Genomic DNA, 24,658 nt, shown 5'->3' with positions numbered 1-24,658 from the left:
GTGGTCGGCCGACCCGGCCGGAGGGCTTGACTGCGCCGGTCGCGTCGGCATCCCACGTCGTCGCGACCGGCGGCCGCGTGCCCGGTGCCGTCAGGTGCCGAACCGGTGCGTCACCGGGTCGGATGTCGTGTGCGCCGGCCAGCCCGGATTGCCTGTCGTCGCGAATTCGATCCAGGCGCCGTGCATGCGCCTCGCGAGGTCTTCCGGTGCCGGGGTGGGGCCGAGCAGGCCGGTTTCGCCGTGCAGCCACGGTTCGTCGGCCACGTCGAAGACGAACGGCAGCTCGACCGTGTGCGCGGCGCCGAGGCGACCGTCGAAAGCGGTGGAGCGGTGGCCGAACGAGTAGACGTGCGTACGGCCCGGGGCGAGGCGCGCGTGGGCGTCGGCCATGCGCGCCGTCCCGGTCCCGAACAGCGCGTCGCCGAGCACCTCGGCCTCGGTCGTGCGGTCCGACTTTCCCTGGGGCACAAGGTAAAGAAGCCCTTCTTCGGTGTTGGTGCCGACCAGCAGGTCGACCTGATCCGGCGTGAGAGCGTCGGCGGGCTGCGTGGACAGGACGAGGCTGAACGGGCTCAAGCCCACCAGGGGGTCCGTCGCGGTGTCCGTGCGGAGGTCCAAACCGGACAGTGCGGGGAGGACCTCCAGGAAACGCTCGTCCGGAATGTCGGCGAAGCCTTCGACCGTCGGCGCGGTGCCGAGCGCGGCGGCCGCCGCGGTGGTGACCCGATGGGCCTGCTCGGGGGTGAACGCGCCGGTGCCGCTGCCGCTCTGCATGATCGCGCGCCGGAACAGGCCCTTCGCCTGGGGAGTGGCGAGGAGACCGCCGATGAGCGTGGCGCCGGCGGACTGGCCGAACACCGTGACGTTGCCGGGGTCGCCACCGAACGAGGGGATGGCTTCCTGGACCCACCGCAGCGCCAGGAGGACATCGAGCAGGCCTCGGTTGTCCGGGGCGCCTTCGAGCGCCAGGAATCCGGCGACGCCGAGCCGGTACTGGACGGTCACGATGACGACGCCGTCGCGGGCGAACGCCCGGCCGTCGTAGAGGGCGGCCCGGGCGGATCCGGTGACGAACCCGCCGCCGTGCACGAAGACCATGACCGGACGCTGCCCGCGGCCGGCCGCGGGGGTGCGGACGTCGACGGTGAGGTAGTCCGCGCCGCGAACCCAGCCGGGCCCGAAGTACGGGGTCATGTCGAGGCGGCCGAAGTCCCGGGCCGGCTGGGGCGCGGTCGGTCCCGGGCCGGTCCCGTCGCGGACGCCGGACCACCCCGGATGCGGTGCCGGCTCGCCGAAACGGCCCGCGCCGCCGGGCGCCAGTGCGTACGGGATGGCGCGGTAGCGCTCTCCGAAGGCGTCACGGACGCCGCGGACGGCACCCGCCGGCGTCCGCACGACGGGATTCTGCTGGGCTGGCAAGGCGATTCCTTTCAGACACTGCGGGGGAAGCCGGCCCAGTCCGCGATCGCGAACCGGGTGCCGTCGCGTTTCACCTGGGCGGCGCCGTGGCCGCCGAAGTGGGCGGGGAAGACGAGCGCGCCGGTGTCGGCGGCCTGGCCGAGCAGGTCGCGTCGGGTGGCTCGGGCGGCGGCGGGGTCTTCGCAGAAGCAGGAATTGGTTTCCGGCTCGGCGATCTGCAGGGCGGTGTGCACGAGGTCGCCGACGAACAGCGCGCGGTCGCCGCCGGACTCCAGGCGCAGCACGGACGATCCCGGGGTGTGGCCGGGCGCGAGGTCCAGCCGCAGGTTGGCGTCGATTCGGTGCGAGCCGTCCCACAGCTGCGTCAGCCCGGCTTCGTGCACGGGAGCGACGCTGTCTTCGAAGACGTTCTGGTTGCCGCGGCCGAGGCGGGGCCGGTGGTCGTTGGCGGGGTTCCAGAAGTCGAAGTCGCGGCGGGGCATCAGGTAGGTCGCGTTGGGGAAGGTCGGCACCCAGGTGCGCCCGTCCAACCGGGTGTTCCACCCGACGTGGTCGACGTGCAGGTGCGTGTTGACGACGAGGTCGACGTCTTCGGGTCGCACGCCGGCGGCGGCGAGAGCGCCGAGGAAGCCGGTGTCGAGGTGGCTCCAGACGGGGGAGTAGGGCCGCTCCTTGTGGTTGCCGACGCCGGTGTCGACGAGGATCGTGCGGCCGCCGCTGCGCAGCAGCCACGTCTGGATCGCCGACCGGCATTCGTTCGTTTCGGGATCCCAGAAGTCCGGGGCCAGCCAGTCGCGGCGGTCCTGCCAGGACGCTTCGGAGCTGTCGGGGAAGAACTCGGCGGGGGTCATCTCGACCGAGCCGTAGTACTCGGTGATCCGGGTGACGGTGACGTCGCCCAGGGTGATCTGGTCGGTCATGGCGATCCTTCGGGTTCGGGGGGACTTCGGTTCACACCGCGGCGGTGCGTTCGTGGAGCCAGCGGGCCAGCCCGAGCAGGGTGGTCTCGGCGCTGAGGGCCATTTCGTCGCGTAACCGCGCGACTTCCCGGTGGCTGGTCCCGAGCACGGGGTCCATCCGCAGCAGCCGCCATTCCTGCGCGACGATCGTTCCGGGGTGGTCGTCGCGCAGGAGCCAGCGCCAGCGCACGATCCCGTCGTCGATCCCGCCGACGACGAACGAGAACTCGCCGGGCGGGTCGGCGGTGAGGACCTGCGAGCGGCTGTCCCACTCGCGGTCACCGCGGCGGTTGTGGCCGCCGAACCACGCTCCGGGCACCGGTCCGGCGCCGTCGTCGTAGCGCACCCGGGACGCGGTAGGGCTCCACAGCCCGATTCGTGCGACGTCGCTGACGAGGTCGTAGACCTCCTGCGGCGAAGCCGGCACCCAAACCCGGCGGGTGAAGGTGAACGCCGCCGGGTCGAGAACGCTCGTGGTCATGGTGGGGGATCTCCTGGACTTCTCTCGTGAGCCGCCCCGCGGCGGCTTCGTCCAGGTTCACCGGCCCGGTCCGGGCCGAGCCAGACCCGGGGTTTCCTACCCCCGGCAGGGTCAGGTTGCGGGCACCGCCCGTGACGCATACTGGGGCCATGGCTGATCAAGGGCAGCTGGCCGAATACCTGCAGGCGATGCGCGCGCGGGTGCGGCCGGACGACATCGGGCTGGAGACCTACGGCGAGCGCCGGCGGGTGCCCGGGCTGCGCCGGGAAGAGGTCGCGAGCCTGGCCGGCGTCAGCGCGTCCTACTACATCCGGCTCGAGCAGGGCCAGTCGGCGAACGCCTCCGACGAGGTGCTCGACAACATCGCCCGGGCGCTGCGCCTGGACACCGACGAGCACGAACACCTGCGGGTGCTCGCCCGGCCCGGGCGCCGCCGAAGCGTGAAGCGCCCTCCGGCCGAGCGGGTGCACGAGGCGACGAAGCAGCTGCTGGCCGGGCTGGGCGACGTCCCGGCGATCGTGCTGGGGCGGCGGACCGACGTCCTCGCGTGGAACCGGCTGGGCCACGCGTTCTTCGCCGGCCACCTCGACTTCGACGCGCCCGCCCGGCCCGCCGACCGGCCCAACATGACACGCCTGGTCTTCCTCGACGCGCACACCCGCGATCTCTATCCACAGTGGACCGCGAAGGCGAAGGCGGTCGTCGGCAACCTGCGCCTGACCGCCGGCCGCCACGGCGACGATCAGCTGCTCAACGCGTTGATCGGGGAACTCGTCACGAAGAGCCCCGAATTCGCCGCGCTGTGGGCCGACCACCGGGTCAAGGCCTGCACAGCCACCGAGTACGCCATGCGGCATCCCCTGGTCGGCGACGTCGTGGTCCACCAGCAGGCCATGACTCCCGCGCACGCGGCCGAGCAGACGCTCGTCGTCGCCACCAGTGAACCCGGATCGCCGTCGCAGTCGGCTCTCGTCCTGCTCGCCCGCGCCGTGCGCGACACCCGGTGACCCGCTACGCGCGCCTGCGGGGTGGGACCGCTGTACACAGCAGTCCCACCCCGCAGGGATCCCGGCCTCAGGAGCGCTGAGCGACCTCCGCGTCCGTCAACGCCTTGCCGACCACGCCGACCTCGTCGACCGCGCCGCTCCAGAAGTCGACGTTGCGGCCGTCGTACTTGGCGCGCCCGACCGTGAACGCGCCGGTGCCGGCGAGCGCCGGTCCGGCTGGGGCCGTCGCGACCTTCACGCCGTCCACGTAGAGCCGGATCTCGTTGCCGGCGCGCACACCCGTGAGTTCGTACCAGCGGCCGATTTCCGGCACGACCTCGTACCGGGCCCGGTTGCCGCCGGGTGTGCTGAACGCGAACGCGCCCTGCCCGTACTGCAGGTAGAACGGGCTCTCCCGCTCCCGGCCGTCCTGGCTCACCGCGGTCGCGTAGTTGCCGGGCAGCGCGTCGAGCCGCACCTTCGCGGACACGGTGTAGTCACCGGTCGTGTCGACGACCGGGCCGTAGGTGTCGGCGGAGCCACCGGAGAACTGCAGCGCGCCGTCCTTGAACGCCACACCGGTCGGGGTCAGCGTCAGCGGGTTGTGACCGCCGCTCGAGTCCTTCGCGGTCGTTCCCCCGCGCTCGTCGAGGTTCCACTCGCCCTTGCCCGCGTACGGGTAAGGCTTGCCCGCGTTGGCCCCGGCCTCGATCACGCGCCGGTTGATCTCGCGGACGGGACCCGGATCGACCTTGATGCGCTTGCGGTCGTAGGTCCAGAGCCCGTTGAGCTCGCCTTCCAGGTCGGTGACCTGCGTGTAGACCGACGCCGACAGCTCAGCTCGGGCTTGCCCGAGGTAGAACGTGCGGGTGTTGTCCACGTACTTCGCCGTCAGCGCCGCTTTGTCCTGCACGCCGCTGTAGATCGCGATCGGCGCACCCGGCCACTGGTGACCCGGTGTGCGCAGCGTGAAGCCGCCGTGCTCGCCGTCCATCGCGACACGCTTGCCGTCCGAGCGGGCCGGGTCGGTGTTGTTGTAGTCGTGGTGGTCGATGACGTCGCCCGCGCCCGAGTCACCCTTGGAGGCGCAGCAGTTCACCCCGCTGTGGGCGTTGACGATCCGGCTCGGGTCGGCGGCCTTGACCTGGTCGGTGATCCGGCCGGTCGCGGCCTTGTCCCACTCGCCCCAGCCCTCGTTGAACACGATCCAGGCGTAGACGGACGGGTAGTTCTGCAGCTGGTGCATCTCTTCCAGGCCCTGGCTGAGCCACGCCTGCTGCGCCGCGGGGTTGTTGCCGTCCTCGACGGACACGAAGTCCTGCCACACCAGCAATCCGAGCTGGTCCGCGTGGTAGTACCAGCGGGCGGGCTCGACCTTGATGTGCTTGCGGACGGCGTTGAAGCCGAGGTCCTTCTGCGCCTTCAGGTCGAAGACGAGGGCGTCGTCGCTCGGCGCGGTGTTCAGGCCGTCCGGGTAGAAGCCCTGGTCCAGCTGCATCAGCGAGAAGAACGGCTTGCCGTTGAGCGTCAGTTTCGGCGTGCCGTTGACGTTCGTGATGCCGGTGGACCGCATGCCGAAGTAGCTCTTGACCTTGTCGCCGCCCAGCTTGATCTCCAGCTGGTACAGGTACGGGTCGTCCGGCGTCCACAGGTGCGGGTTCGGCACCGGCAGCTTGAGGTTCGCGTTCGCCGGTCCGGTGACCGTGCCGACCTGCCGGCCGCGCGCGTCCTTGGCGACCGCCGTCACGGTGGCGTTGCCCGCGGACTTGACGGTGAGCGCCAGCGAGCTGGTGGTGAGGTCGGGCGTCGTCTTGATCTCGTCGATGCCCTTGTCCGCCACGGGTTCCAGCCACACCGTCTGCCAGATGCCCGACGACGGGGTGTAGAAGATGCCGCCGGGGTTGGCGGACTGCTTGCCCTTGGGCTGGTACGGGCCGGTCGTGTCGGTGACGGCGACGACGATCTCCTGCTCGCCGGCGCGCTTGAGCGCGTCGGTGATGTCGGCGCCGAACGCCGTGTAGCCGCCGGTGTGCTCCGCGACGAGCTTGCCGTTCACCCAGACCTTGGCCTGGTAGTCGACCGCGCCGAAGTTGAGCTTGAGGCGCTGCCCGCCGCCGATCTTCCAGTCGTGCGGCACGGTGACCGTGCGGCGGTAGAACATGTGGTCCTCGTGCCGTTCGAGCCCGGAGAGCTGCGACTCGATCGGGTAGGGCACGATCACCTTTTCGGGCAGCCGCTTGCCGAACGCCGGCTGCTGACCTTCCTTGGCGGCCGAGAACTCCCACGGGCCGTTGAGGTTGACCCACTTGTCGCGCTCGAGCTGCGGCCGCGGGTACTCCGGCAACGGGTGGCGCGTGTCGACGTTCTCGCCCCACGGCGTCCGGAGGCGTTCGGTCGAGGCGTTCGCGACCGTGCGTCCGGTCTTGCCGATCTTCGTGCCGTTCACCGCGAGCGAGCCCGCGCCGTCGTAGTAGAGGGTGACTCGCTGGCCCTGCAACACTCTTTCGGCCAGCTGGATCGTGGCCCGGGTGCGGGTCGCCGTGATGAGCGAGATCGGCATCGGCGTCGCGTCGACCTCGATGCGCAGGTGGTCCTTCAGGTCGCTCGTCCCCGAGACCCGGCCGTCGAAGTCGGCCGTGAGGGTGCGGCCGTCCTTGGCGACGTCCGCCGTGCGCGGCACGACCTGGTAGCCGGCGGGCGGCGTGAACGCCGAGAGCGGCACGATCTGTTTCGCGATGGTCGCGCTCGACCAGCGCAGGAACATGTTGGCGCCGCCGGTGTCCTGGAACATCTCCAGTTTGAAGTCGTACTGCTTGCCGGCGGTCAGCGTGACCGGCGCGCTGGTCTGTTCGGAGTCCCAGTCGCCGACCCAGTGGTCGATCACCGGCGCGCCGTCGAGGAACAGCCGGAACCCGTTGTCGCCGATGGCGTAGAACGTGTAGTCGCCGGTCTGCGGCACGGCGAGCTGTCCGGTCCAGCGGGCGGTCGTGTGCTCCGTGCGCCCGGTGACCAACCCGAAGACCGAGGTCAGGTCCGGATGGTCGACCTCTTCGTCGAGCGCGGTGCCGGCCAGGTTCGCGAAGTCGTGCGCGTCCGGTGCCGACGGCGTGAAGTACTCGGCCTTCAAGCCGTGGACGGGCTCCGCGGCACCTGCGGGTGGCGTGCCGGATGCCACGCCCAGCGCCACCAGCGCGGCGACGAGGACGGAAGCGGCTCTTCTCATCGGCGGGTCCTTTTCACTTTTACAACGTTGTAAAACGCTCCGAGGCGATCCAATCAGACAAGTTGGACTCCGAGATACCGCCGAATGTCGGTATCTCGGCGGCCGACTGCCGAAGGTCAGCCGCCGGTGACGAGGGCGGCGGCCTCGGGACTGTGGAGCCACTGGGCGTAGCTCGGCCCCAGGATGGTCGCGCCCGGCTGGGGGAGGAGGCCGTTCTCGGCGATGCCGGTCACCGTGTGGTCGTCGGTCCGCAGCTCCAGCCTCAGGTCGAAGTGGTCGACGAAGGCGCGGGCGAGGTCGACCACTTCGGCCGGCTCGGGGCCGGCGATATCCGGTGTGCGGCCCCGCGCGGGGCCCTCGGCGACCTCGACGAGCGCCGCGGCCACCGTCGTCGCGGCGACCGGCTGCACGCGCAGGTCGAACACCGTGGCGTGGCCGCCGTCGCGGGTGCGGCCCACCAGCTGCCCGGGGAACTCGTGGAAATGGGTCGCGCGCACGATCGTCGCGGGGACCGGCCCCGAACCCGCCGTGCGCTCGTGGTCCACCTTCGCGCGGAAATAGCCGAAACCGGTGTCGTCGATCCCCACGACCGAGAGGGTCACGATGTGCCGCACCCCGCGCTCGGCGCCGAGGCGCTGCAGGTTGGCCGCGGCACCGGTGAAGAACCTCCTGGCCGAATCCTCGTCCAGGGACGGGGAATTGCTGACGTCGACCACGACGTCGACGCCGTCCAGAGCGGCGCTCAACCCGGCTCCGGTCGCGAGGTCGACGCCGGTCGAGGGGGCCAGCGCCACCACCGGGTGGCCGCGCCCGCGAGCTGCCTCGATGACGTGCGGGCCGACCAGCTCGTCCGCTCCGGCCACGGCGATGCGCACTCTCTCTCCTCCCGCCACCGCGCGGACTGCGCGGCCTCGACCCTGGACAGCGGCGCCGAACGGCAGCCACCGCTCCAGCGTGCGGGAGCGCGGCCGGTCGCGCACGATGGGATCAAGACCCGTTTGGGGGGGACTCATGGAACGCTTGCTCGACCACTTCGCGGCCAGGGTCGCCGAGACCCCTGACGCCACCGCTCTCGTCCACGCCGGCGAGCGCATGTCCTTCGCGCAGCTCGACCGCGAGGCGAACCGGGTCGCCCAGTACGTCGCCGGGCGGGGCCTGCGACCCGAAGACCTGGTGGGACTGCGGATGGACCGCGGGTTCGAGATGGCGGTCGGCGCGCTCGGCGTCCTCAAGTCCGGGGCGGCCTGCCTGCCGCTCGATCCGGTGTACCCGGCCGACCTCGTGGCCTGGATGGACGCGGACGCGGGCGTCTCGCTCGTGCTCACCAACACCACGGAGGTCTCGGACGACGTACCGATCCGCGACGCCGTGGCCGGGCAGCCCGGCCACGCCCCGGACGTCGAGCTCCGGCCCGAGAATCTCGCCTACGTCATGTACACCTCGGGTTCGTCCGGCAAGCCCAAGCCGGTGGGCGTCGAGCACCGCCACCTCGAGCACGTCTTCGCGGCGTGGGACGAGCTGTTCCGGCTGCGCGAGGAACCGCTGACCTTCGTTTCCGTCATCGGGATCGGCGTCGACCTCTTCTTCGCCGACTTGCTGCGCTCGGTGTTCGCCGGCGGGACGATGGTCATCGCGACCCGCGAGGCGGTGGCCGATCCGGTCGAGCTGCTCGCCGAGTTCCGCCGCCACGGCGGCGACGCGACCGAACTGGTCCCCGCCCAGGCGAAGGCCCTCGGCCGCGCGGGTGAGCTGCCCGCCATGCGGCTGATGTCGGTCGGCTCGGAGGGGTGGCCCGCGGCCGACTTCCGCGAGCTCGCCGGGCGGCTGCACCCGGACTCGGTGGTGCTCAACGCCTACGGTCTCACCGAGACCACTGTGGACTCCCTCCTGCTGCGCCCGGACGTCGACGTGCTCGGCGACACCGCGATCGTGCCGCTCGGCACGCCGATACCCCGCGTCCACGCCTACGTTCTCGACGATCGGCTCCGGCCGGTCGAGCCGGGCGGGATCGGCGAGCTCTACATCGGCGGCGCGGGCGTGGCCCGCGGNTCCCTCCTGCTGCGCCCGGACGTCGACGTGCTCGGCGACACCGCGATCGTGCCGCTCGGCACGCCGATACCCCGCGTCCACGCCTACGTTCTCGACGATCGGCTCCGGCCGGTCGAGCCGGGCGGGATCGGCGAGCTCTACATCGGCGGCGCGGGCGTGGCCCGCGGGTACCGCGAGCGGCCCGCCTTGACCGCGTCGCTGTTCGTCGCCGACCCGTTCGTCGCCGGTGCGCGGATGTACCGCACCGGCGACGTCGTGCGGGCCCGCGCCGACGGCAACCTCGACTACCTGGGGCGCGGCACCGACCAGATCGAGCAGCGGGGCCGGCGGGTGGAGCTCGGCGCGATCGAGGACGCGCTGCTGCGGGAGCCGGGGGTCGTGCGCGCCGCCGCCGCGCTGCGCGACGGGCGGGTGATCGGCTACGTCGTGGGTCCCGCCGACGCCGGGCACCTGCGGTCCGCGCTCGCCGGGCGGTTGCCGGCGCACCTGGTCCCGCACCGGGTGCTCGTCCTCGACCGGATGCCGTTGCTGCCCAACGGGAAGCTCAACCGCCGCGAGCTGCCTACGCCCGGCGGGTGACGTCGTCGTCCGGCTCTGCTAGCGCAGCGTCCACTGCTGGTTCGCCTGCCCGCTGCACGTCCACAGGACCAACTGGGTTCCGTTGGCCGTGCCCTGGCCGTACGCGTCGAGGCACAGTCCTGATTGGACCCCGACGATCGTGCCGTTCGCCGAAACCGTCCACTGCTGGTTGGTCTGGCCGTGGCAGTCCCAGACGATCACCGGGGTTCCGTTGGCCGTTCCGTGGCCCGATGCGTCCAGGCACTTCGTCCCGCCGACCGTCAGCTGCTGGCCCGTGCGGGTCCACGCCTGGCCGGCCTGGCCGCCGCAGTCCTGCAGCCGCACCTGGGTGCCGTTGGCCGCGCTCGCCGCGTCCACGCACCGGCCCGACTGCGCGCCGACGATCTGCTGTGCCGTGGATGTCCCCGGGGTGCCGATGCTCCCCGGTACCGACTGCAGCGCGCGGAACCAGGTGGCGGCCATCTTGTCGTAGCCCGTGGCCGTGGGGTGGACGCCGTCGATCAGGTCGGCGGTGGTCAGCGCCGAGTGCATGTCCACCAGGTGCACGTGCTTTCCCGCGTTCTGGTTGCTCTGCACGATGCCGGGGATCGCGGAGTTGAACGTGCGGGCCGCGGACTCCTGGCCGGAGTTGGCGAGCGGGATGATCGTCGCGACGAAGACCTCGGCGTCCGGTGCCGTCGCGGTGATGTGGTCGATCAGCCCGGACAGCCGGGCCGGCGCGCGGCCGACGTCGTAGTTCTGCAGGACGTCGTTCGTGCCGATGTGCAGCAGGACGGTGTGCGAGCCGGTGTTCCGCAGCCAGGTGACGATGTTCGCGTCGATCTGGTCGATGCGCCAGCCCGGGTGGCCCTCGTGGTCGTGGTCGCCGAGGGCGGCCGGGCCGTTGTACTGCGAGCCGGTGAAGTCGACCCGGTAGCCGCCCGCGCTCAGGCGTTGCCACAGCCCGATCCGGTACCCGCCGGGGACTTGCGTGCCTTCGGTGATGGAGTCGCCCAGCGGCATGACCCGGACCCCGCCGTTGGAATCGGCGGCCGCCGGGGTGCCCGGGAGCAACGCGCTCAGGAACAGGGCCGTGGCGGCCGCGATGAGCCGGATTCTCATGGTTCTCCCCTGAGGACGCGATGTGTGTGACTCATGCCAGGCCATGGTCCCCGCCACGCCGGATGATGCGTACCGGCTTCGCGTCGCTCGACTTTCCACCTGCGGGAACGCATGTAAGTTTCATCCCGGCTCCGCGGCTGTTGACTCGGTAACGGGGTCGCGAGGTACAGTCACTGGCCGGCGCCACTGAGTCATACTCATCGGGTGACCAGCGACGAGGAGACCGCACCGCCGGCCCCGTACCGGCCCGGCTACGAACTGGTGGCCGAGCAGCTCCTGCGGCTCATCGCCGAACTGGAGCTGCGACCCGGCGACCGGATGCCGACCGAGGTCGAGCTGGCGGCGCGGATGGGGACCAGCCGGACCGTGGTGCGGGAGGCCGTCAAGATCCTCTCGGCGATCGGCCGGGTACGCGCGCACAAGGGACGTGGGCTGTATGTGTCCGACGACGAGGGCATGCTCGGCGCTTCCCGCTGGGGCGGGTTCTTCCTGCCCGCCGACCTCGACCACGTCTACATGCTCTTCGAGTTCCGCCGGGTGCAGGAGACCGCCGCCGGCCGGCTGGCGGCGGTCAACGCCACTCCGTCGCAGCTGCGCGCGATCGAGGCCGCCGCCGAGACGTGCCGCGACGGGCACCTGACCGGCCGGACCGCGCTGTTCGAGCGCGGTGACGACGACTTCCACCTCGGGATCGCCACCGCGTCGCACAACCAGTTCCTCGTGGCGGCCGTGCGCGAGGCCCGACGTCTGCAACGCCAGTCGAACATCATCGGGATGTCCGGCACGGTCGGCGGGCACGCGGCGGGCGCGATCGAGGAGCACGCCGCGATCTTCCGGGCGATCCGCGACGGCGACCCGGACGCGGCGGCCGACGCGGTCGCCGTCCACCTCGACAACACCCGGGAGGACTACCGCCGCGAGATCCAGCGCCGCATCTTCGGCTGACGAAACTCGCTGTGCACCACCCGGAAACGACTCCGGGCGGTTCACGGTGAGTTCGTCCTTTGTGGACTCACAGGCTCCGGTGCTGTGCGGGATCCGTTGTGCGTGGGTAATTTTCACGGTGGATTGACCTTTGCCGCCGGCGGCTCCTATCTTGGCTCTTGCCCGTTCGGTCGGTAACCGGGCGGTTTCGCAGCGCGCACCCCGCGCGCTCCTTGCGCTCCTGAAGAGGAGTACCCGTGACGACGCTGTCTCGTACTCTGCGCGCGGCTCTTCTGCTCGCCGTGTTGCTCCTGGGGGTCGCGACACCCGTGTCCGCCGCGCCCGCGGCGGCCTTCAAGGTCCTGGTGTTCTCCAAGACCACCGGTTTCCGGCACGACTCCATCCCGGCCGGGATCGCCGCGATCCGGCAACTGGGGCAGCAGAACGACTTCGCGGTCGACGCCACCGAGGACGACTCGGTGTTCACCGACGCCGGCCTGGCCCCGTACGCCGCCGTGGTCTTCCTGTCCACGACCGGCGACCCGGTCGGTACGCAGGCCGGGAAGGACGCCTTCCGGCGGTACATCGAGCGCGGCGGCGGGTTCGCCGGCATCCACGCCGCCTCCGACAGCGGGTACGACTGGGCCTGGTACGGCCAGCTCGTCGGCGCCTACTTCAAGCAGCACCCCGCGCAGCAGAACGCGCTCGTGAAGGTCGAAGACGCGAACCACCCGTCCACGCAGGGGTTGCCGGCGCAGTACAGCCGGTTCGACGAGTGGTACGACTTCCGGGCGAATCCGCGCCCGGCCGTCCACGTCCTGACCACAGTGGACGAATCCAGCTACTCGGGCGCCACGATGGGCGCGGACCACCCCACGACGTGGTGCCACGACTTCGACGGCGGCCGCGCCTGGTACACCGGCATGGGCCACACCGCCGAAAGCTTCGGCGAACCGAACTTCCTGCACCTGCTGCTGGGCGGGATCCGCACCGCGGCCGGGGCGGTGCCCGCGGACTGCTCGGTCACCGGCACGCCACCGCCGTCGGGCAAGCAGGTCGTGGGCGCGCAGTCGGGCCGGTGCGTGGAGGTGCCGAACGCCTCGACGGCGAACGGGACGCAGGTGCAGCTGCGGGACTGCGTGGCGGGCCAGGCGAACCAGACGTGGACCTACACCGCGGGCAAGCAGCTGACGGTGTACGGGACCAAGTGCCTGGACGCGTCCGGGCGCGGGACGGCCAACGGCACGCCGGTGATCATCTGGGACTGCACCGGACAGCTCAATCAGCAGTGGAATGTTAGCGCGAACACCATCACCGGTGTCCAGTCGAACCTCTGCTTGGACGCGTCCGGCCGCGGCACGGCCAACGGCACGAAGATCATCCTGTGGTCGTGCTCCGGGCAGGCCAACCAGCAGTGGTCCCTGCGCTGAACCGTCCTCGCCACCCCTTCGCCCCGAGGAGAGCCATGTCCGGATTTCCCGCACTGCGCCGCGGCGCACCGGCGGTGGCCGCGGTCCTGGCCGCCGGCCTGGTCCCGGTGCTCACCACGCCCGCGGACCCGGCCGCCGCGGCGGCGCTGCCGCCGGACTCGAAGTTCCAGAAGGTCACGCTGCACACCGAGACCGGCAACCCGATGGCGCTGGACGTCGCGCCGGACGGACGGGTCTTCTACATCGACCGGCTCGGTGACGTCAAAGTCGTCAAACCCAACGGCACCACGGTTCTTTCGACGCACTTGAACGTCTTCACGGCCAACGAGTCCGGCGGCCTGAACATCGCGCTCGACCCGGGGTTCGCCACCAACCAGTGGGTGTACGTCTACTACTCGCCGAACAACGCCGGCAACGTCGACCGGCTGAGCCGGTTCACCGTCGGCGGTGACACGATCGACCAGTCGACCGAGAAGGTCGTGCTGGACGTGCCGGTGCAGCGCGCCGAATGCTGCCACCACGGCGCCGGCCTGGTCATCGACAAGAAGAACGGGAACCTGTGGTTGTCGCTGGGGGACAACACGAACCCGTTCGCCTCGGACGGCTACAGCCCGCTCGACCAGCGCTCCGGGCGCGCGTACTGGGACGCCGAACGCACCGCGGGCAACACGAACAGCCTGTCCGGCAAGGTCCTGCGGATCCACCCCGAGGCCAACGGGACCTACACGATCCCCTCGGGCAACCTGTTCGCGCCCGGCACGGCGAACACCCGCCCGGAGATCTACACGATGGGTGAACGCAACCCGTTCCGGATGGGCCTCGACCCGAAGACCGGCTACCCCCTGGTCGCCAACTACGGCCCGGACGCGCCGAACGCCAGCTCGACCCGCGGCCCGCAGAACACCGTGGAGTGGGACGTCGTCAGCAAGCCCGGCAACGCCGGCTGGCCGTTCTGCGTCGGCCCGAACCTGGCCTACAACCGGTACGACTTCGCCACCGGCGCGTCCGGGGCGCAGTTCGACTGCGCCGGCGGCCCCACCAACAGCTCGCCCAACAACACCGGGCTGACGAAGCTGCCCCCGGCCATCCCGGCCCAGGTGTACTACCACTACACCGCCGACCCGGCGCACTTCCCGCAGCTGTCCGGCGGCGCGCCGATGGCCGGGCCGGTCTACCGGTTCGACCCGAACCTCGCCTCCACCCGCAAGTGGCCGGTGGACTTCGACGGCCGCGCGGTCTTCGCCGAGTGGAACACCAGCTCGATGTTCACCTTCCAGCTCGACAGCGGCGGTACGAACGTCACGTCGATCGACTCGCTGCTGCCATCGATGAAGTTCAACCGGCCCATGGACTTCGAGTTCGGCCCGGACGGCGCGCTCTACGTCGTCGAGTGGGGCACCGGGTACGGCGGCGGCAACAGCGACGCGGCCATCGTCCGGGTCGACCACCTCGGCGGCGGCTCGGCCGCGCCGGTCGCGAAGGCCGCCGCGGACCGCACCAGCGGGCCCGCCCCGCTGACCGTGAACTTCTCCAGCGCCGGTTCGACCGACCCGGGCGGCTCGGCGTTGCGGTACAGCTGGAACTTCGGGGACGGCACCACGTCGACCGCGGCGAACCCGAGCCACACCTACGCCGCCGGCAACTACACCGCCGTGCTCACCGTGACCAACTCGGCCGGGGCCACCGGGACCGCGAGCGTCGCCGTCACCGCGGGCAACACGGCGCCGGCCGTCACCATCACCACCCCACCGGCCGGCGGGCTGTTCGACTGGGGCGACACGGTGGACTTCGCCGTCACGGTCACCGATCCGGAAGACGGGACGATCGACTGCTCGCAGGTGACCGTCCAGGCCTACCTCGGTCACGACGAGCACGGGCACCCGCTCGACCAGTACCACGGCTGCACCGCCCGGGTGCGGACCACGCTTTCCTCGGGGCACAGCGAAAACGACAACATCTTCTACGTCGTCGAAGCGTCCTACACCGACAAGGGCGGAGCCGGGGGAGCCGGCCCGCTCACCGGCCGCGCGCAGGTGGTCCTGCAGCCCAAGATGAAGCAGGCCGAGTTCTTCACCGCCACCGGCCGGACCGCCGACGGGAAGGGCACGGACACCGCGGGCGTCACCGTGGAAACGGCCACCGACCCGCTGGGCGGCGGCAGCAGCGCGGCGTTCGTCCAGGACGGCGACTGGTGGTCGGTCGACCCGATCGCCCTGGACAACACCACCGGCCTGCACGTCCGGGCGTCCTCGGGCGGCTCCGGCGGGACGCTCGAGGTGCGCCGCAACGCGCCGGACGGTGTCCTGGTCGCCTCGGTGCCGATCACCGGCACCGGCGGCTGGCAGAACTGGCAGGACTTCGCGGTCAGCCTGACGAACCCGCCCACCGGCACCGGGAAGCTCTACTTCGTGGCCCGCAACCCCGCCGGCCAGAGCGGGGCCGCCTACCTGTTCAACGTCAACTGGGTCCACTTCACCGGCTCCGGCGTCGGTCAGCCCGGCACGACGCCGTCGGGCAAGCAGATCGTGGGGACGCCCTCCGGCCGGTGCGTGGAGGTACCGAACTCCTCGACGGCCAACGGGACCCAGGTGCAGCTGCGGGACTGCGGCCAGGCCGCCAACCAGCAGTGGACGTACTCCAGCACGAAGCAGCTGGTGGTCTACGGGAACAAGTGCCTGGACGCGTCCGGCCAGGGCACGGCCAACGGCACGCAGGTGATCATCTGGGACTGCCACAACCAGGTGAACCAGCAGTGGAACGTCAACAGCAACGGCACGATCACCGGCGTCCAGTCCGGGCTGTGCGTCGACGCGAACGCCCAAGGCACGGCCAACGGCACGAAGATCATCCTCTGGTCCTGCGGGGGCCAGGCCAACCAGCAATGGAGCCTGCGGTGAAACGTCTGCTCGCCTTCCTCCTCCTCTTGCCGCTCGCGGTGGTGTTCGCGGTCGCCCCGCCGGCCGCGGCCGCCGCGTTGACCCGCGTCACCGGGTTCGGCGCCAACCCCACCAACCTCGGCATGTACCTGTACGTGCCGGACAACGTGGCGCCCAAGCCGGCCCTGCTCGTGCTGGTGCACTACTGCAGCGGGTCGGCGAGCGCGATCTTCAACGGCAACGGGCACGACTACGCGACGGCGGCCGACCGCTACGGCTACCTCATCCTCGTGCCCGAGGCGACCCGGGACGGCCACTGCTTCGACGTGTCCACGAAAGCGGGCCTGACCCGCGACGGCGGCAGCGACACCACCGGCATCATGGCGATGGTGGCCTGGACCCGCCAGCACTACGACGTGGACCCGGGCCGGATCGTCGTCAGCGGCTTCTCCTCCGGCGCCATGATGACGAACGTCCTGGCCGCGGAGTACCCCGACGTCTTCTCCGCCGGTGCCGCGTTCTCCGGCGTGCCCGCCGGGTGCTTCGCGACCACCGACGGCTCGCTCTGGAACAGCCAGTGCGCGGGCGGGAACGTCGTCAAGTCCGCGCAGCAGTGGGCCGACCAGGCGCACGCCATGTACCCCGGCTACACCGGCACCTACCCGCGGATGCAGCTGTGGCACGGCAACCAGGACACCACCTTGGCCTACCCGAACTACGGCGAAGAGATCAAGCAGTGGACCGCGCTGCGCGGGCTGGGCCAGACGCCGTCCGCCACCGACCACCCGCAGTCGTCGTGGACGCGGAACCGCTACGGCGGTACCGGTACCCAGGCACCCGTCGAGGGCATCACGATCGCCGGCACCGGCCATACCCTGCCGCAGCCGGGAATGCTCGCGTACGCCATTTCCTTCCTGGGGCTGGATAGCGGCGGGAGCGGGACCACCGGTGCGCCGGTGCGTTCGGCGGCCGCGGGCCGGTGCCTGGACGTGCCGGGCCAGTCGACCACCCAGGGCACGCGCTTGCAGGTCTGGGACTGCCACGGCGGCGCGAACCAGACGTGGACGGCCACGGCGGCCGGCGAGCTGACCGTCTATTCCGGTGGCTCGCTGCGCTGCCTGGACGCCGAGGGCGCCGGGACCACGCCCGGCACCGCCGCGATCATCTGGGCGTGCCACGGCGGGGCCAACCAGAAGTGGCGGATCGGCTCCGACGGCTCGATCACCGCGACGCAGTCGGGGCTCTGCCTGGAACTCGCGGGCGCGACCGGGAACGGCACCGCCGTCCGGCTCGGGACCTGCACCCACGCCACCACCCAGCAATGGACCCGGAACTGACCACTGGAAGGAGCTCCCATGATGAGGTTCAGACGTCTGTTCGCGTCCGCCGGGATCGGGGTGCTGCTGGCGACGGCCGGGATCGGCACCGCGCAAGCCGCCGTGCCGGCGCCGTCGGTGGCCGCTGCCGGAACGGCGGGCTGTGGCCAGGCCCCCGGGCTGGCCAGCGGCAGCCACACGATCTCCAGCGGCGGCCAGAACCGCAGTTACATCCTGCGGGTGCCGGCGAACTACGACAACACCCACCCGTACCGGCTGTTCGTCGGGCTGCACTGGCGCGGCGGCACGGCCAACGACGTCGACTCCGGCGGCACCGACGGCTACAACTGGTCCTACTACGGGCTCCGGCGGCTCGCGGACAGCGCGGGCAACAACACGATCTTCGTGGCGCCCCAGGGCAACGGCAACGGCTGGGCCAACCCCGGCGGCCAGGACGTCACCTTCATCGACGACCTGCTGAGGCAGCTCGAGGCGGCGTTGTGCGTCGACACGTCGCAGGTCTTCGCGGGCGGGTTCAGCTACGGCGGCGCGATGAGCTACGCGCTCGCGTGCGCCCGGCCGACGGTCTTCCGCGCGGTCGCCGTCTACTCGGGGGCCAACCTCAGCGGGTGCAGCGGCGGCACCCAGCCCGTCGCCTACATCGGGATGCACGGCATCGGGGACAACGTCCTGCCCATCGCGTCCGGGCGTTCGCTGCGCGACCAGTTCGTCCGGAACAACGGGTGCACCCCGCAGAACCCGCCGGAGCCCTCGAGCGGCAGCCGGACCCACATCGTCACCGCCTACTCGGGCTGCCGGGCCGGCTACCCCGTGGTCTGGGCCGCGTTCGACGGCGGCCACGACCCCGGCCCGCGCGACGGGTGCGCCTGCAGCGGCTGGCAGACCTGGACCTCGGGCGAGGTGTGGAAGTTCCTCACGCAGTTCGACTCGTCGACCCCGCCGTCCGGGGCGCCGGTGCAGGTCGGGGTGAACTACACCCTGGCGGCCGAGCACAGCGGCAAGCTCCTGGACATCAGCGGTGTCTCCACCGCCGCCGGCGCCGCGCTGCAGCAGTGGACGGCCACCGGCGGGCAGAACCAGCAGTTCGACTTCCTCGACTCCGGTGACGGCTACTACCGCGCCCGGGCCCGGCACAGCGGCCTGGTGCTCCAGGTGGCCGGGTCCGCCACCGGCGCGGTCATCAGCCAGCAACCCGACTCCGGTGCCGCGGCGCAGCAGTGGCGGGTCGCCGACCTGGGTGGCGGCGTGGTCAGCCTGACCAACCGGCTGAGCGGCCTGGCGATGGACGTCTGGGAAGCCTCGGCCGCCGACGGCGCACGGGTGTCCCAATGGACGTACACCGGTGCCGCCAATCAGCGGTTCCGGATCCAGCGCGCCTGAGGGGGGCCATATCCTCGAGTGAGCCCATGGAGACAACGACGTCTTGGGAGAGCGAACGTGTCCATCGCCGAGTCACCCGAACTCCGTCCGACCCTGGCCGATGTCGCGCGGGCGGCCGGGGTGTCGACCGCGACCGCGTCCCGCGTGCTCAACGGGTTTCCGCGGGTGCGGCCGAAAACGCGCAAGCAGGTCGAGTCGGCGATGTCGGCTCTGGGCTACGCGCGTCAGCGGGCCGCGCGGGCGGCGGCCGGGCCGACCGGTTCGGTCGCGCTGGTGGTGTGCGAGGAGGTGCCGCGGTTGTTCGGCGATCCGTACTTCGCCCGCGTCGCGGCCGGGGCGGGGAAGGCGTTGAGCGGGGTCGGGTTGCAGCTGGTGCTGCTGACGGTGCCGGCGACGGAGAACTACCAGGCTCCGGTGGTGCGGTACCTCGACGGCGGGCACGTGGACGGCGCGCTGGTGATCGGGATGCACGGCCGTCGTCCGCTCGATCTGGGCTGGCTCGGTATTCCGGTGGTGTTCGGCGGCCGGCCGGTCTGCGCGGGGGAGCCGGGCCGGTTTTCCTACGTGGACGTGGACAACCGGGGCGGTGCCCGGCGGGCCACCCAGCGGCTGCTCGACGCGGGGCGGCGGACGGTGGCGACGATCGCCGGGCCGCAGGACATGACCGCCGGGGTGGATCGGCTGCTCGGTTACCGGCAGGCGGTGGCGGGCGCCGGTCACGGTGACCGGGGGCTGGTGGTGTTCGGGGATTTCGGGCAGGCCTCCGGTGAGCACGCCACCGCGCGTCTGCTGGACCGCCGGCCGAACGTCGATGCCATCTTCGCCGCGTCGGACATGATGGCGGTGGGCGCGCTGCGGGCGTTGCGCCGGGCGGGGCGGCGGGTGCCCGGTGACGTGGCGGTGATCGGGTTCGACGACCTGCCGGTCGGGCGGCGCACGGATCCGCCGTTGACGACGGTGCGGCAGCCGATCGAGGAGATGGGTACCCGGATGACGGCCGAGCTGCTGGCGCTGCTCGGCGGCTCGGCCGTGCCCCGCTGCGCGGTGCTCGACACCGAGCTGGTCGTGCGTGCTTCCGCGTGACTGTGTTAGCGCTAACAATCGCGCTGCGGGGAGTTCCGCGGTGCCCGAAGGAGGATTCGTGACCACTCGAGTCAACCCGGCGCGGGCCGTTCTGGTCCTGGCCGTGCTGGTGGCGGCCGCGCTGGCGGGCGCGATACCGGCGGCCGCGGCGACGACCTCGCTCACGAGCGCGGCGTCGGGGCGGTGCCTGAACGTCGCGGGCGGCGCCGACGCACCGGGCACGGCGCTGGAGATCCGGGACTGCACCGGCCAGGCGAGCCAGGCGTTCGAGTTCACCGGCGCCGGTGAGCTGCGGGCGCTGGCCGGGACGCGGTGCGTGGACGCGTACGGCAACCGGACGGCGCCCGGGACGGCGGTGATCATCTGGTCCTGCACCGGCGGGGCGAACCAGCAGTGGCGGCAGAACTCCGACGGGACGATCACCGGCGTCCAGTCCGGGCTGTGCCTCGACGTCAACGGCGCCGGGACGGCCAACGGCACCGCGGTCATCCTGTGGACGTGCCACGGCCAGAGCAACCAGCGGTGGACCACCGGAACCACCCCGCCCGCCGGCGCGGGCCCGTGCGACATCTACGCGTCGGGGGGCACACCGTGCATCGCCGCGCACAGCACGGTGCGTGCGCTGTACGGGTCCTACGGCGGGAAGCTGTACCAGGTCCGGCGCGCGTCCGACAACGGGACCCGCGACGTCGGGGCCCTGGCGGCGGGCGGTGCCGCCGACGCCGCGGCCCAGGATTCCTTCTGCAGTGGCACCTCCTGCGTCATCACGGTGGTCTACGACCAGTCCGGGCGGGGGAACGACCTGTGGTACCAGGGGTCGAGCGTGGTGCCGGGCTCCAGCCAGAGCAGCCCCGCGAAGGCGACCACGGAGTCGCTCACGGTCGGCGGCAGCAAGGCCTATTCGCTGTACATCAACCCGGGCAACAGCTACTGGCGTGACGGTCACCTGACCGGCGTGCCCACCGGCAGCGCGCCCGAGGGCATGTACATGGTCACCAGCGGGACCCACGTCAACAGCGGCTGCTGCTTCGACTACGGCAACAGCGAAACGACCCGCAAGGCCGATGCGGCCGGGGCGATGGACGCGCTCAACTTCGGCAAGCAGTGCTGGTTCGGCGGCTGCTCCGGAACCGGCCCGTGGGTGCAGGCCGACCTCGAGTGGGGGTTGTACCCCGGCGGCAGCCAGACGTGGAACCCGAACCAGCGGGCGTTCGGCAGCAAGTTCGTCACGGCGGTGCTGAAGAACAACGGAACGTCCCGGTTCGCGATCAAGGGCAGCGACGCGCAGTCCGGCGGCCTCACGACGTTGTGGGACGGCGGGCTCCCGAGCGGGTACAGCCCGATGAAGAAGCAGGGGGCGATCGTGCTGGGCAGTGGCGGTGACTGCTGCAAGCCGGGCGGCGGCGCCAACTTGAGTGCGGGGACGTTCTACGAAGGGGCGATGGTCGCCGGTTATCCGTCCGATGCGACGGAGAACGCGGTGCAGGCGAACATCGTCGCCGCCGGTTATCGCTGAGGCCACCTTCCGGGGAGAACCGGACGCCCGAGCCGTGGTGGACGGCTCGGGCGTCCGGCTCACCGGATCAGCGGAGGTGACTGCCGGCCGGGCGGGGTGCGAACAGCGCTCCGGGAAAGTCCGGTCGGCACGGCCGGGACCTGCACCGCCTCGCCACACAACCGATGGCGCTGCGGCGGTGAACGAGCCGCCGCACTACTCAAGACCCGCTGGTCAGCGCTGCGACGAGTCACCCTCTGCCCGAAACGCATCGGCGCCATCGTCCAAGCGGCCCTGGTACTCACTCACCACGAACACCAGGGCCGCTACTGAGAAAACCTCAATGTGGCGTTGGGTGCGTTGAGCGCACCGAACGCCACATCGGGTGCGTCCGGCACCTGCCCGAACTTGAGCGGGGGACGTTCTGCGAAGGGTCAGGGAACGGAACAGGCAGTGCCGTTGAGTGCGAAGGCCGTCGGCGCCGCCGGGTCGCCGGTGTGGGTGGCCTGGAAGCCGAACGTGGTCGAGGTGTTCGGTGCGAGGACCGGGTTGTAGGCGGCGTTGCGTGCCGTCACCTGGCCCGAGGCGGGGGAGTAGGTGGCGCCCCAGCCCGACGTGATCCGCTGACCGGCCGGCAGGGTGAAGGCGATGGACCAGCCGTCGATCGGCGCGCTGCCGGTGTTCGTGATGGTGATGTTCTCCGTCAAGCCGGTGTTCCAGGCGGACACCGTGGCCCTGACCGCGCACGAGCCGGCCGGGTCCGTGACTGTCCCGGTCAGCCCGAAGAACGCGATGGCCTGGGCGGCCATGCCGGTGGCGGGCAGGCTGTGTCCGGCGCCCTCGATGCTGTACGCCTCCACGGTGTCGCCGTACCGGCGGCGCTGCCAGCCGGGCTGCGGGGTGTCGGTGGCGGTCGGTGCCTGGCTCAGCCCGAACACGTCCGTCCACTGCTCGATCTCCTCCTGGAGCAGCGAGTAGGGCACCAGGGTGTCGGCGGTGCCGTGCCACAGCTGGACGCGCGGACGGGGGCCGCTGTAGCCCGGGTAGGCCTGGCGGACGGCGTCGCCCCACTGCTGCGGAGTCCGGTTCATGCTGCCGCCGGTGCACTTGCTGGTTCCCGGTGGGTAGTCCGCGGCGCCGGCGAAGCAGTCGAAGGGCACGCCCATGAAGGCCGCGCCGGCGCGGAACACGTCGGGGTAGAGGGCGAGCAGCTCGTTGGTCATCATGCCCCCGGAGGAGGATCCGGTGGCGAAGACCCGGTCCGGGTCGGCGCCGTAGTGCTGTTCGGCGTAGGTCACCATCGAAACGATCGAGACCGGGTCACTGCCGCCGCCGCGGTGCTTGGCCGCGTCGGACCACGTGTCGAAGCACTTCCCGAAACCGGCCTCCTGCTGGGCGCTGGGGTAGATGACGAGGAACCCGTACCGATCGGCCAGCGACGCGAATTCGCTGCTCGAGTGGAAGCCGGGGCCCGAGCCGCCGCAACCGTGCATGGCGACCACGACGGCCGGCCGGGCGGGGTGCGAGTCCGGTACGTAGACGTGCATGCGCATCCCGCCGGGGTTGGCGCCGAAGCCGGTCACCTCCACCAGGGACGCGGCCGCCGCCGGCGGAGCGGCGAGCCCCGTGACGGCGAGCAGCAGAACGGCGGCGAGCGTCGTTTTCAGTCCGGCCATCGTGGTCGTCCTTTCGGGTGGGTTCAGACGCGGCTCCAGCGCTGGTTCGCCTGGCCGTTGCAGCTCCACAGGATCGCGTGCGTCCCGTTGGCGGTGGCCGCCCCCTCGGCGTCCAGGCACAGTCCGGAATGGACGTTGCGGATCGAGCCGTCCGTGCCGAACGTCCACTTCTGGTTGTCCTGCCCGGAGCACGGCCAGCTGATCACCCGGGTGCCGTTGGTCGTGCCCTGGTGGTCGGCGTCGAGGCACTTGTCGCCGAACACGCGGACTTCGCCGTTCGCCCAGGTGGTCCACAGCTGGTTCGCCGCCGTCTGGCAGTCCCAGACCAGCGTGCCCGCGCCGGCGGCCGTCGAGGCGTTGTCGACGTCGAGGCAACGCCCTGAACCCGCTCCGCGCAGCCGTGACGTCGTGGCCGCCAGCGGGGAACCGCCGGACACCCGGTACGCCGCGACGCCGTGGGCGGGCACGCTCGCGCTGATCGGGCCGCCGGTCGTCGACGTCGCGCCCGTCCACAGGTCGGTCAGCGTGAACGCCGTGCCGGAAAGCCCTGCCTGCGCCGCGGTCGTGCTCACGGTGGCCGTGGCACCGCCGCGGTTGAGCAGCCCGACCGCCACCGAGCCGTCGGCCAGCGGCTTGGCGAAGACCTCGACGTTGCCGTCGTCGCGGACTCGGCGGCCACCCGCGCCGAGCCGGTCCTGGTCGACCGCCAGCAAGCGCGGGTTCCGCAGCACCGCGCTGATGTCGGCGGACATCGTGCGGATGTCGTTGCCCGCCATCAGCGGCGCGGCCATGAGCGCCCACAGGGCGAAGTGGGCCCGTGACTCGGTCAGCGACAACCCGGGCCGCCCGACCACGAGCATGTCCGGGTCGTTCCAGTGCCCCGGCCCCGCCTGCGCGGCCAGCGGGGCGGTGACGTCGAGGACGTTGCCCACGCCCATCGGGTAGCTGTTGGTGTTGCCGTTCTGCCAGATGTCGAGGAGGTCCTCGGTGGTGCGCCAGAGGTCGGCGACCTGGCCCCAGTCGTACTTGTCGCCGGTGATGGCGTGGTAGCTGTTGGGGTTGATGCTGTAGACGATCGGGCGGCCGGTGGCGCGCAGCGCGTCGCGCATCACCGTGAACCGGGCGACCTGCTCGTCGCGGGTGCCGGCGGGGGAGCACCAGTCGTACTTGAGGTAGTCCACGCCCCAGGACGCGAACGTGCCGGCGTCCTGGACCTCGTGCCCCGCGCTGCCGGTGGACCCGGGGTAGGTGCCGGTGCGCTGGGCGCAGGTGCGGTCGGTCGGCACCTGGTAGATGCCGAACTTCAGGCCCCGGCTGTGGATATAGTCGCCCAGGGCTTTCATGCCGCTCGGGAACTTCGACGCGTTGGCGCGCAAGGCGCCCTGGGAGTCGCGTTGCGGGTCGAACCAGCAGTCGTCGACGACGACGTACTGGTAGCCCGCGTCCTTCATCCCGGACGAGACCATCGCGTCGGCCGCTTGGCGGATCGCCGTTTCGGTGACGCCGCAGCCGAAGCTGTTCCAGCTGTTCCAGCCCAGCGGCGGGGTGAGCGCCGGGCTGCCGGGCGCGGCCGCGGCGGCCGCCGGCGCGGTGGTCACGGCCAGTGCGGTGGCCGCGGCGGTGAGCAGGTGACGCAGTCGAACGGGCATCATCGCCCCTT

General features: G+C 71.4%; 17 protein-coding genes and 1 pseudogene. 10 read left to right on the top strand and 8 right to left on the bottom strand.

The window, feature by feature from the left end:
- Positions 1-90: 90 nt before the first annotated feature.
- Genes ABFJ78_RS48005 through ABFJ78_RS47995 form a run of 3 tightly spaced genes read right to left on the bottom strand, consistent with a single transcriptional unit; the run spans position 91 to position 2,859 of the window.
- A complete protein-coding gene (locus ABFJ78_RS48005; RefSeq protein ID WP_436394234.1) occupies positions 91-1,419 on the bottom strand; it encodes a carboxylesterase/lipase family protein in 1,329 nt (442 codons plus the stop codon).
- Between the two features lie 11 nt (positions 1,420-1,430).
- On the bottom strand, positions 1,431-2,339 hold the full coding sequence (locus tag ABFJ78_RS48000) for an MBL fold metallo-hydrolase (protein ID WP_436394232.1): 909 nt from the start codon (positions 2,337-2,339) through the stop codon (positions 1,431-1,433).
- A 31-nt stretch (positions 2,340-2,370) separates the two neighbouring features.
- The gene (locus ABFJ78_RS47995; protein WP_436394231.1) at positions 2,371-2,859 is read right to left on the bottom strand and encodes an SRPBCC family protein; all 489 of its coding nucleotides are present in this window, start codon (positions 2,857-2,859) and stop codon (positions 2,371-2,373) included.
- 149 nt (positions 2,860-3,008) lie between these two features.
- On the opposite strand from ABFJ78_RS47995, the gene ABFJ78_RS47990 reads away from it, so the two are divergent.
- Positions 3,009-3,866, top strand: coding sequence for a helix-turn-helix domain-containing protein (locus ABFJ78_RS47990; protein WP_436394230.1), 858 nt, complete (start codon positions 3,009-3,011; stop codon positions 3,864-3,866).
- A 67-nt stretch (positions 3,867-3,933) separates the two neighbouring features.
- Here ABFJ78_RS47990 and ABFJ78_RS47985 read toward each other — a convergent pair whose 3' ends face one another.
- Positions 3,934-7,068 carry a PA14 domain-containing protein gene (locus ABFJ78_RS47985; RefSeq protein ID WP_436394229.1) on the bottom strand — a complete coding sequence of 1,045 codons (3,135 nt, stop codon included), beginning with the start codon at positions 7,066-7,068 and terminating at the stop codon, positions 3,934-3,936.
- Positions 7,069-7,184: 116 nt separating this feature from the next.
- Positions 7,185-7,943 (bottom strand): SDR family oxidoreductase, encoded by a 759-nt coding sequence (locus tag ABFJ78_RS47980; RefSeq protein ID WP_436394227.1) that lies wholly within the window; start codon positions 7,941-7,943, stop codon positions 7,185-7,187.
- Here ABFJ78_RS47980 and ABFJ78_RS47975 point away from each other — a divergent pair.
- A complete protein-coding gene (locus ABFJ78_RS47975; protein WP_436394225.1) occupies positions 7,894-9,696 on the top strand; it encodes an amino acid adenylation domain-containing protein in 1,803 nt (600 codons plus the stop codon). The two genes, ABFJ78_RS47980 and ABFJ78_RS47975, sit on opposite strands and share 50 nt — an antisense overlap.
- Positions 9,697-9,714: 18 nt before the next feature.
- Here the strand turns inward: ABFJ78_RS47975 and ABFJ78_RS47970 are convergent, their stop codons facing one another.
- Complete coding sequence (locus ABFJ78_RS47970; protein ID WP_436394223.1) at positions 9,715-10,797, bottom strand: RICIN domain-containing protein; 1,083 nt, start codon at positions 10,795-10,797, stop codon at positions 9,715-9,717.
- A gap of 204 nt (positions 10,798-11,001) precedes the next feature.
- Here ABFJ78_RS47970 and ABFJ78_RS47965 point away from each other — a divergent pair, with 204 nt between their 5' ends.
- The 8 genes and pseudogenes from ABFJ78_RS47965 to ABFJ78_RS47930 all read left to right on the top strand — a co-directional run.
- Positions 11,002-11,742, top strand: a complete 741-nt coding sequence (locus ABFJ78_RS47965) for a FadR/GntR family transcriptional regulator (protein ID WP_436394222.1) — start codon at positions 11,002-11,004, stop codon at positions 11,740-11,742.
- 236 nt (positions 11,743-11,978) lie between these two features.
- Positions 11,979-13,151 carry a ThuA domain-containing protein gene (locus tag ABFJ78_RS47960; RefSeq protein ID WP_436394221.1) on the top strand — a complete coding sequence of 391 codons (1,173 nt, stop codon included), beginning with the start codon at positions 11,979-11,981 and terminating at the stop codon, positions 13,149-13,151.
- Between the two features lie 35 nt (positions 13,152-13,186).
- Positions 13,187-16,048, top strand: a complete 2,862-nt coding sequence (locus ABFJ78_RS47955) for a PQQ-dependent sugar dehydrogenase (RefSeq protein ID WP_436394220.1) — start codon at positions 13,187-13,189, stop codon at positions 16,046-16,048.
- On the top strand, positions 16,045-17,364 hold the full coding sequence (locus ABFJ78_RS47950) for an extracellular catalytic domain type 1 short-chain-length polyhydroxyalkanoate depolymerase (protein ID WP_436394219.1): 1,320 nt from the start codon (positions 16,045-16,047) through the stop codon (positions 17,362-17,364). The genes ABFJ78_RS47955 and ABFJ78_RS47950 overlap by 4 nt, the downstream gene beginning before the upstream one ends.
- Before the next feature lie 18 nt (positions 17,365-17,382).
- Positions 17,383-18,744, top strand: coding sequence for an RICIN domain-containing protein (locus tag ABFJ78_RS47945; protein WP_436394218.1), 1,362 nt, complete (start codon positions 17,383-17,385; stop codon positions 18,742-18,744).
- A gap of 57 nt (positions 18,745-18,801) precedes the next feature.
- On the top strand, positions 18,802-19,827 hold the full coding sequence (locus ABFJ78_RS47940; protein ID WP_436394217.1) for a LacI family DNA-binding transcriptional regulator: 1,026 nt from the start codon (positions 18,802-18,804) through the stop codon (positions 19,825-19,827).
- A 58-nt stretch (positions 19,828-19,885) separates the two neighbouring features.
- Positions 19,886-21,343, top strand: coding sequence for an arabinofuranosidase catalytic domain-containing protein (locus tag ABFJ78_RS47935; protein ID WP_436394216.1), 1,458 nt, complete (start codon positions 19,886-19,888; stop codon positions 21,341-21,343).
- A 168-nt stretch (positions 21,344-21,511) separates the two neighbouring features.
- Positions 21,512-21,655 (top strand): annotated as a pseudogene (locus ABFJ78_RS47930) (IS5/IS1182 family transposase); the annotation flags it as partial.
- Positions 21,656-21,756: 101 nt separating this feature from the next.
- Here ABFJ78_RS47930 and ABFJ78_RS47925 read toward each other — a convergent pair.
- Both ABFJ78_RS47925 and ABFJ78_RS47920 read right to left on the bottom strand, forming a co-directional pair.
- Positions 21,757-22,998: an extracellular catalytic domain type 1 short-chain-length polyhydroxyalkanoate depolymerase gene (locus ABFJ78_RS47925; RefSeq protein WP_436394215.1), complete on the bottom strand. Its 1,242-nt coding sequence runs from the start codon at positions 22,996-22,998 to the stop codon at positions 21,757-21,759.
- A 23-nt stretch (positions 22,999-23,021) separates the two neighbouring features.
- The gene (locus ABFJ78_RS47920; RefSeq protein WP_436394213.1) at positions 23,022-24,647 is read right to left on the bottom strand and encodes a glycoside hydrolase family 27 protein; all 1,626 of its coding nucleotides are present in this window, start codon (positions 24,645-24,647) and stop codon (positions 23,022-23,024) included.
- Between the last annotated feature and the right edge of the window lie 11 nt (positions 24,648-24,658).

The sequence above is a fragment of the Amycolatopsis sp. MEPSY49 genome, from assembly GCF_051337345.1.
In the GTDB taxonomy this organism is placed as follows: domain Bacteria; phylum Actinomycetota; class Actinomycetes; order Mycobacteriales; family Pseudonocardiaceae; genus Amycolatopsis.
The sequence above is the reverse complement of the archived record's forward strand: the minus strand, read 5'-3'. Positions and strand labels throughout refer to the sequence as shown.